Here is an 8,848-nt window from a genome sequence, read left to right on the forward strand (position 1 = left end):
CGTTGGGGCTGACACTCCCGAAAGGGGACCCACCCCGCCCTCCAGGGACTTCTTCTGGTGCTGTTTGGTGTCGACCGTGGTCGAAAGGGTATATCCACGCCTTGGTTGTTTGCTGCTGGTTCAGATCCGGTTGCTGGACAAAGGGATCTGACCCCGGGCCGCACGCCTGCACTGACCCCCTCTGCACGGCCGGGGCGCGCACAATAAACGGATGCCTGCTGCCTCCGAAAAGAAACCCAGCCTGCGCCAGCGCTTCAGGGCGATGCGCAACCTGCCCCCGTTCCTGCGCATGGTCTGGAAGACCAGCCCCGCGCTCACACTGGCCAGCCTCGGGCTGCGCCTGATCCGCGCCCTGCTGCCTGTGGCGATGCTCTACGTCGGCAAGCTGATCATCGACAGCGCGCTGCACCTGAGCCAGCACGATGCCGGCTTCCCGCCGCTGGCCGAGGCACTGTCCAGCGGCCTGCTCAACCCGCTACTGGGCCTGCTGGCGGTGGAGTTCGGCCTGGCCATCGCCTCGGACCTGCTCGGCCGGTTGGTCAGCTATGCCGATGCCCTGCTCTCGGAGTTGTTCGCCAACGTCACCAGCATCCGTTTGATGGAACATGCCGCCACGCTGGACCTGGAGGACTTCGAGGACCCGGACCTGCAGGACAAGCTGGACCGTGCGCGGCGCCAGACCATGGGCCGGATGAACCTGATGAGCCAGTTGTTCGGCCAGGTGCAGGATGCGATCACCGTGGCCAGCCTCGCCGTCGGCCTGCTGGTGTATGCGCCGTGGCTGATCCTGCTGCTGGCGCTGGCGCTGGTGCCGGCCTTCATCGGCGAATCGCACTTCAATGCGGCCGGCTACAGCCTCAACTTCCAGTGGACGCCCGAGCGCCGCCAGCTCGACTACCTGCGCCAGCTCGGCGCCAGCGTGGAAACGGCCAAGGAAGTGAAGATCTACAACCTGCACCGCTTCCTGGTGGAACGCTACCGGCGGCTGTCGGTGGCGCTGTTCCAGGCCAACCGAGTCCTGGCCCGGCGCCGCGCGTTCTGGGGCACGCTGCTGGCTGCGCTGGGCACACTGGGGTACTACACCGCCTACGCCTACATCGCCTGGCGCACGGTGCGCGGCGACTTCTCGATCGGCGACCTGACCTTCCTCGCCGGCAGCTTCCTGCGCCTGCGCCAGCTGCTGGAAGGCCTGCTGATCGGCTTCTCGCAGGTGGCCAGCCAGGCGCTGTACCTGGATGACCTGTTCTCGTTCTTCCAGATCCAGCCGGAAATCCACTCGCGCGATGGGGCCGTGCGCGTGCCGCAACCGATCCGCCAGGGCTTCGTATTCGAGAACGTCGGCTTCCGCTACCCCGATGCCGAACAGTGGGCGGTGCGCCATCTGGATTTCCAGCTGCACGCCGGCGAAGTGCTGGCCCTGGTCGGCGAGAACGGCGCCGGCAAGACCACCCTGGTGAAGCTGCTGGCGCGGCTGTACGAACCGGACGAAGGCCGCATCCTGCTCGATGGCCGCGACCTGCGCGATTACGACCTGGATGACCTGCGTGCCAACCTCGGGGTGATCTTCCAGGACTTCGTGCGCTACAACCTCAGCGCCGGCGAGAACATCGGCGTCGGCCAGGTCGAGGCGATGGACGACCAGGCACGCATCGCTGACGCGGCGCGACGCGGCATGGCCGAGGAAGTCATCGACGACCTGCCCGGCGGCTACGACCAGCAGATCGGCCGCCGCTTCAAGCAGGGCGTGGACCTGTCCGGTGGCCAGTGGCAGAAGATCGCCATTGCCCGCGCATGGATGCGCAATGCGCAGGTGATGATCCTGGATGAGCCAACGGCAGCGCTGGATGCCCGCAGTGAGTTCGAGGTGTTCCAGCGGTTCAGGGAACTGGCGGATAATCGCACCGCAGTACTGATTTCCCACCGCTTTTCCTCGGTACGCATGGCCGACCGCATCCTGGTGCTGGCCGATGGCCGGATCGAGGCCAGCGGCACCCATGAACAACTGATGGCCCAGGGAGGGCGGTACGCCGAGCTGTTCGAGCTGCAGGCAGCGGGCTACCGCTGAGAACGCCTCTCGTTCCGCCTAATGAGAACCTGTCTCATTTGAGATAGAATCATCCCCGACGACTTTCGATAGATACGCCCATGTCCTCCGCTTTCGGCGCCGAAACGGTGCTTGAGGTCCGCCACTGGACCGACGCCTACTTCAGCTTCACCCTCACCCGCGACAGCGGCTTCCGCTTCGAGAACGGCCAGTTCGTGATGATCGGCCTGGAAACCGAGGCGCGACCGCTGTTGCGCGCCTATTCCATTGCCAGTGCCAACTGGGAAGAACAGCTGGAGTTCTTCAGCATCAAGGTGCAGGACGGCCCGCTGACCTCGCGCCTGCAGCACATCAAGCCGGGCGACAAGGTACTGGTCGGCAAGAAGCCCACCGGCACCCTGCTGATCAGCGACCTGCATCCCGGCAGGAACCTGTACCTGCTGGGCACCGGCACCGGCCTGGCGCCGTGGCTGTCGGTCATCAAGGACCCGGAAACCTACGAGCGCTTCGAGAAGGTGATCCTGTGCCACGGCGTGCGCTACGAAAAGGACCTGGCCTACCGCGATTACTTCGAGAGGGAACTGCGCGAGCACGAGTTCCTCGGCGAGATGATCGGCGACAAGCTGCTGTACTACCCGGCCGTTACCCGCGAGCCGTTCGCCAACCAGGGCCGCCTGACCCAGCTGATGGAGAGCGGCGAGATGCAGCGCACCCTCGGCCTGCCGGAACTGAGCCCGGAGAACGACCGCGCGATGATCTGCGGCAGCCCGCAGATGCTGGCCGACCTTCGCACCGTGCTCGATGCCCGGGGTTTCCAGGTTTCGCCGCGCATCGGCCAACCGGGCCACTACGTGTTCGAGCGCGCGTTCGTCGAGAAGTAAACCGTTGCGCCTGTAGAGCCGAGCCCACGCTCGGCTCGCGCGCACCGCGCGCCCTCAATGTCGGCCGGACGAGCAGCCGAGCGTGGGCTCGGCTCTACAACAGCGCTTCGATCGCGCTGCGCAACTGCTCCGGCCTGGTGTTGGGCGCATGCCGGGACACCACCTGCCCCTGGCGATCGACCAGGAACTTGCTGAAATTCCACTTGATGCGGGCACTGCCGAGCAGGCCACGTTTTTCGTGCGTCATCCAGGCCCACAACGGATCAGCGCCCTCGCCGTTGACCTTGATCTTCTCCGACAGCGGAAAGCTGACCGGATAGTCCAGCGAACAGAACTGGCGGATCTGCGCCGCGTCCCCCGGCTCCTGCGCACCGAACTGGTTGCACGGGAAGCCGATCACCACCAGGCCGCGCTCGCGGTAGTCCTGCCACAACTGTTCCAGGCCGGTGTACTGCGGGGTGAAGCCACAGCGGCTGGCGACGTTCACCAGCAGCAACGGGTGGCCCTGATAACGGGCCAGCGCCTGCGGCTGGCCGTCGAGGTCACGGAAGCTGAAATCGTAGGCGCTGGTCATGATGGCCGGCCGTGGGCGGTGAATGCATGGTACCCGCGACCCGAGCCGGCAACATGCCTTTTGACACAAGTGCAGGCGCCGCCGGTCGGGTTAACCTCGGGCCCTTGCCTGCCTTACCGGAGTTCCTACCTTGACCACTCGCCTTGCCCTTGCCGTGGCCATGTCCCTCGGCCTTGCCCTGCCCGCCTTCTCGGCCGGCGCCGCCACCCCGGCCGCCAGCACCGCCGCCCAGCAGGCCAACCCGTTCTTTGCCGAAAGCCCGCTGCCGCTGCACTTCCCGCAGTTCGACAAGATCAAGGACAGCGACTTCGCCCCGGCCTTCGACGCCGGCATGGCGCAGCAGCTGAAGGAAGTGGAGGCCATCGCCAACAACAAGGCCAAGCCGACCTTCGACAACACCATCATCGCCCTGGAAAAGAGCGGTGACATCCTCGACCGCGCGACCACCGTGTTCTTCAGCCTGGTGGGCGCCGATACCAACGACACCCGCAAGAAGCTGCAGGCCGACTACTCGGCGAAGTTCGCCGCGCACAGCGATGCGATCGCGCTGAACGGCAAGCTGTTCGCCCGCATCCAGGCGCTGTACGACACCCGCAGCCAGCTGGGCCTGGACGCCGAAGGCGTGCGCCTGGTCGAGAAGTACTACGACAACTACGTGCGCGCAGGCGCCAAGCTGTCCGAGGCCGACAAGGCCAAGCTGAAGGAGATGAATGCCGAGCTGGCCAACCTGGGCACCAAGTTCAGCCAGAACGTGCAGTCGGAAGTGAACGCTTCGGCGATCACCGTCGATGACGTCAAGGAACTGGACGGCCTGTCCAAGGAGCAGATCGCCGCCGCCGCCGAAGCCGCCAAGGCCCGCGGCCAGGACGGCAAGTACGTGATCACTCTGCTCAACACCACCGGGCAGCCGCCGCTGACCAACCTGGCCAACCGCGCCCTGCGCCAGAAGATCTACGAAGCGTCGGTCAGCCGTGGCAGCCGCGGCGGTGAGTTCGACAACACCGCGCTGGTCTCGCGCATCATGCAGCTGCGTGCCGACAAGGCCAAGCTGATGGGCTTCCCGAACTTCGCCGCCTACAACCTGACCAACCAGACCGCCAAGACGCCCGAAGCGGTCAACGCGATGCTGGGCAAGCTGGCTCCGGCCGCCGTGGCCAACGCCAAGCGCGAAGCCGCCGACCTGCAGGCGATGATCGACAAGGAACAGAAGGCTGCGCGCAAGCCGACCTTCCAGCTGGAACCGTGGGACTGGGCCTTCTACAGCGAGAAGGTACGCCAGGCCAAGTACAACTTCGACGAGTCGCAGCTGAAGCCGTACTTCGAAATGAAGAACGTGCTTGAGAACGGCGTGTTCTACGCCGCTGGTCAGGAATTCGGCCTGACCTTCAAGCAGCGCACCGACCTGCCGGTCTACCACGATGACGTCACTGTCTACGACGTGTTCGACGCCGACGGCAGCCAGCTGGCGATCTTCATCTTCGACCCGTATGCGCGTGCCTCCAAGCGCGGTGGCGCGTGGATGAACTCCTACGTCTCGCAGTCCAAGCTGACCGGCTTCAAGCCGGTGGTCGCCAACCACCTGAACATCCCGAAGCCGCCGGCGGGCCAGCCGACCCTGCTGACCTGGGATGAGGTGAACACCACCTTCCACGAATTCGGCCACGCCCTGCACGGCATGTTCTCCAACGTGAAGTACCCGTACTTCTCGGGCACCTCGGTGCCGCGTGACTTTGTCGAGTTCCCCTCGCAGGTCAACGAGATGTGGGCCGACAACCCGGTCATCCTGAAGAACTACGCCAAGCACTACCAGAACGGTTCGGCGATGCCGCAGGCACTGCTGGACAAGGTGCTGGCTGCCGCCAAGTTCAACCAGGGCTTCGCCACCACCGAGTACCTGGGTGCGGCCATGCTGGACCAGCGCTGGCACCAGATCGGCGCCGACCAGGTGCCGGCCGCCAAGGACGTGATGGCCTTCGAGCGCGCCGCGCTGGAGAAGGACGGCATCTACTACGCGCCGGTTCCGCCGCGCTACAAGACCCCGTACTTCAGCCACATCATGGGCGGCTACTCGGCCGGCTACTACGCCTACATCTGGTCGGAAGTGCTCGACGCCAACACCCAGAAGTGGTTCAAGGACAACGGTGGCCTGAGCCGCAAGAACGGCGACCACTTCCGCGCCACCCTGCTGTCCAAGGGCGGCAGCGTGGATGCGATGCAGCTGTTCCGCGATTTCGCCGGCCACGAGCCGCAGATCGAACCGCTGCTGGAAAAGCGTGGCCTGACCGGCGCTGGCAACTGATCGCCCGCGTACCGGCCTGAAACGGAAACCGCCCGGGAGACCGGGCGGTTTTTTGTTGTGGCTGGGTCAGAGCCCTCTTCTGCGAAAAGGGATCTGACCCCGCTCTTCAGCGCGGCGCCACGTACCCGCCCGGCACGCCTTCCGGCGACAGCACCAGCTGCCACAGCTGCGCATGCCGGCAGCGGAAGGTGGCCATCGATCCGGCCAGGTAGAAGCGCCACATGCGGCGGAAATGCTCGTCGTAACGGGCATCCAGCCGCGGCCACGCGGCTTCCACGTTGCGTCGCCAGGCCTGCAGGGTCAGGTCGTAGTCGGTGCCGAAGTTGTGCCAGTCTTCCAGCACGAACCGACCTTCGAACGCCCGGGTGATCTGCACCGCCGAAGGCAGCATCGAGTTGGGGAAGATGTAGCGCGCGATCCACGGATCGGTGCGATGCCGGGAGATGTTGGTGCCGATGGTGTGCAACAGCAGCAGGCCACGCGGCGACAGGCAGCGCCGGGCCACCTCGAAGAAGCTGGCGTAGTTCTTGTCGCCGACATGCTCGAACATGCCGATCGAAAAAATCGCATCGAACGGTTCGTCCAGCTCGCGGTAGTCCTGCAGGCGGATCTCGATCGGCAGGCCGGCACACAGCTGGCGGGCGAATTCGGCCTGCTCCTGCGAAATGGTCACGCCGACACCGCTGACGCCATAGCGCTCGGCGGCAAACTTCAGCGCCTCGCCCCAGCCACAGCCGATGTCCAGCACGCGCTGCCCCGGACGCAGTCCCAGCTTGCGGCAGACCAGGTCGAGCTTGGCCTCCTGCGCGGCGTCCAGATCATCGGCAGTGCGCCAGTAGCCGCAGCTGTACACCAGGCGCTGCCCGAGCATGGCCTGGTACAGGTCGTTGCCGAGGTCGTAATGGCGGCGGCCAACTTCGTAGCTGCCCTGCCCGGCCTGCAGATTGAACAGGCGCGCCTTCAGGGCATCGGCCACCTCGCGCCAGCCATGTACCCGTTCGTCCAGGTGCGCCTGCATCAGGTGGACGAGGAATTCATCGAGGACGTTGGCATCCCACCAACCCTCCATGTAGCTCTCGCCGAGACCCAGCGAGCCGTGGCCCATGACCCGCGCAAAGAAGCGCGGGTCATGCACCTGGATGTCCTGTGGCTGGGTACCGCCGATGCGGACCCCGGCTTCCTGCAGCAGGCCGGCGACCCGCTCCTGCAACCCTGTATCCACGCCACCTCCTCGACTGCGGTCAACCGCGTGCGAACAGCTCCACGTAGTCCTTGGCCACGTGCGGCAACAGCACCGCCGCCGGTACATCGGCGGTCTGGGTGCCGTCCGAGTATGGGCCCACCTGGTACGGCGGGAACACAAAGCGCAGCGCGGTGATCTGCCCCTTGTCGTCGGTCAGCGGTTGGAACTGGCTGAAATTGTCGGCCTGCGGGCCGGTACCGTCGGCGATCATGCGCGATGCGTTGCGCAGTGATTCCTGCAGCTGGGCGGGGTCCATGTCCTCGCCGCTGAGGCGGGTGGCCACGCGTTCGCGCAGCTGGTCGGCGACGAAATCGCTGATTGCCTTCCATCCCTTGGCATCGGCCACCAGCTTCTCCGCGCTGAGCATCTGCTGGTGCTGCGGCAGCCATACGAAGCGGGCCACCAGCGGCTCGCCGTGGGCGCCACCGGTGTAGCGGCTGCCATCGGCACTGACCACCACCAGCTGCGGGGTTTCCAGCAGCTTCTCGAAACTCAGTGACAGCTCGTAGGGCATGGTCGGCTTGTCGTTGCCGAGTCCGTCCAGCGCTTGCTGCAGGTCGCTGCGCGCGCTGGTGGCATAGTCCTGCAGCGCGCGCGCCAGGCCCGGGTAACGGTCGATGCCGGCCGGGTAGCTGATGCCCACCACCTCGCGTTCGTTGTTCTCGATCACGTCGCGCAGGTCAAGCGGCGCCTCCGTGGCCGGCGTCTCACCTGCAGCGCTGGCCTCGGCGGCGGGGGCCGCATCGGTCGCCGGTGCCGGCTCGCTCTCGCGCTGGCAACCGGCCAGCAACAGCACGCCCACCACGCCGGCCAGCACGCTGCCGCGCAATGGCCGGTTGTTTCCAATCTTCATCGGGATCCCCTGTTCATGTTTGTACATCATCGCCTGCCATGGCTGAAGCGTGGCCCGCTGGCATTCAGCCAACGAGCAGGTCGTGGTACTCCTCGTGCCGCTGCAGGAAGGCTTCGGCATACGAACATGCCGGCACCACCTTGTACTTCTGCTCGCGCGCAAAGCGCAGCGCCACACGGGTCAGCTCGCCTGCGATGCCACGGCCGGCAATCGGCTCGGGCACTTCGGTATGTGTGATGACCATGCGCTTGCGTTTGATCTGGTAATCGAGCACCGCCAGCTGTCCGCGCACACGGGCGGTGAAGCGATGGTTGGCCAGGTCGTGTTCGACCTCGTAGGCCAGACCGGGGGGCGTGACCGAAGCCATGGAACTGTCTCCTGCGGCGACTGCGTGGATGGTGCGCAGCCGGGCGCCATGATCGCGTGAAGCCTGAACAGGGGCAAGTCCAATCCATTCACGTCAGATTTCGACCCTCAAGCTGGAGGGAGGACGGCCGCTATCGCCTGTGGAGGGGTACGGCCAGGCTGGCACGGCCCTTGCGACCGTTGACCATGCGCATCACCGCGGAGGCCCCGATGCACCCCAGCGATTCCCATTCCGATACCGACCACGCCCTGCTGGAGGGCCTGCTGCAACTGGCGGTGGAAGGGCAGACCGAAGACCAGGATTTCCAGCGCATCGGCGAAGAAGTGTTCGCCCGTCTGCTGGACACCTACGGCCAGCAGACCCGCGCCTGACCAGGAGCGGAGGCCCTGCCCCGGGGGGGGGGGGCCCGGCGGCGCCCCCCGCCCCCCCACCCCCCCCCCCCCGGCCCCCCGGGGGGGCGCGTTAGCGCCCGCACTGGGTGTACAAAAAAAATATAAAAAAAAAAACACCCCAACAAAAACAAACCCAATATCATTTCCCTGTGTTTGTTGTAAAAAAACAGGGGGGGGGGGGGGGGGGGGGGGGGG

At 65.7% G+C, this 8,848-nt stretch carries 8 protein-coding genes; 4 read left to right on the forward strand and 4 right to left on the reverse strand.

What is annotated here, in order from left to right; translation table 11 throughout:
• Positions 1-211 precede the first annotated feature (211 nt).
• Entirely contained in the window at positions 212-2,065 is a 1,854-nt protein-coding gene (locus QRO91_RS15835) for an ABC transporter ATP-binding protein (protein ID WP_197651039.1), read from the forward strand.
• An 80-nt stretch (positions 2,066-2,145) separates the two neighbouring features.
• Complete coding sequence (locus QRO91_RS15840; RefSeq protein WP_049429116.1) at positions 2,146-2,925, forward strand: ferredoxin--NADP reductase; 780 nt, start codon at positions 2,146-2,148, stop codon at positions 2,923-2,925.
• Between the two features lie 94 nt (positions 2,926-3,019).
• On the opposite strand, the gene QRO91_RS15845 is transcribed toward QRO91_RS15840, so the two are convergent.
• The gene (locus QRO91_RS15845; RefSeq protein WP_049429115.1) at positions 3,020-3,499 is read right to left on the reverse strand and encodes a glutathione peroxidase; all 480 of its coding nucleotides are present in this window, start codon (positions 3,497-3,499) and stop codon (positions 3,020-3,022) included.
• A gap of 130 nt (positions 3,500-3,629) precedes the next feature.
• Here QRO91_RS15845 and QRO91_RS15850 point away from each other — a divergent pair, with 130 nt between their 5' ends.
• Positions 3,630-5,798 carry a M3 family metallopeptidase gene (locus tag QRO91_RS15850; RefSeq protein ID WP_049429114.1) on the forward strand — a complete coding sequence of 723 codons (2,169 nt, stop codon included), beginning with the start codon at positions 3,630-3,632 and terminating at the stop codon, positions 5,796-5,798.
• Positions 5,799-5,904: 106 nt separating this feature from the next.
• On the opposite strand, the gene cfa is transcribed toward QRO91_RS15850, so the two are convergent.
• Genes cfa through QRO91_RS15865 form a run of 3 tightly spaced genes read right to left on the reverse strand, consistent with a single transcriptional unit; the run spans position 5,905 to position 8,261 of the window.
• Positions 5,905-7,020 carry a cyclopropane fatty acyl phospholipid synthase gene (cfa, locus tag QRO91_RS15855; protein ID WP_049429113.1) on the reverse strand — a complete coding sequence of 372 codons (1,116 nt, stop codon included), beginning with the start codon at positions 7,018-7,020 and terminating at the stop codon, positions 5,905-5,907.
• Positions 7,021-7,039: 19 nt separating this feature from the next.
• A complete protein-coding gene (locus QRO91_RS15860) occupies positions 7,040-7,921 on the reverse strand; it encodes a DUF3298 and DUF4163 domain-containing protein (RefSeq protein WP_049429120.1) in 882 nt (293 codons plus the stop codon).
• 37 nt (positions 7,922-7,958) lie between these two features.
• Positions 7,959-8,261: a GNAT family N-acetyltransferase gene (locus tag QRO91_RS15865; RefSeq protein ID WP_005417588.1), complete on the reverse strand. Its 303-nt coding sequence runs from the start codon at positions 8,259-8,261 to the stop codon at positions 7,959-7,961.
• A 209-nt stretch (positions 8,262-8,470) separates the two neighbouring features.
• Between QRO91_RS15865 and QRO91_RS15870 the strand changes: the two genes are divergently transcribed.
• Positions 8,471-8,632, forward strand: a complete 162-nt coding sequence (locus QRO91_RS15870) for a hypothetical protein (protein WP_180849142.1) — start codon at positions 8,471-8,473, stop codon at positions 8,630-8,632.
• Positions 8,633-8,848: the final 216 nt, after the last annotated feature.

Source organism: Stenotrophomonas maltophilia group sp. Smal32 (genome assembly GCF_030237085.1).
Classification (GTDB): Bacteria; Pseudomonadota; Gammaproteobacteria; order Xanthomonadales; family Xanthomonadaceae; genus Stenotrophomonas; species Stenotrophomonas maltophilia_Q.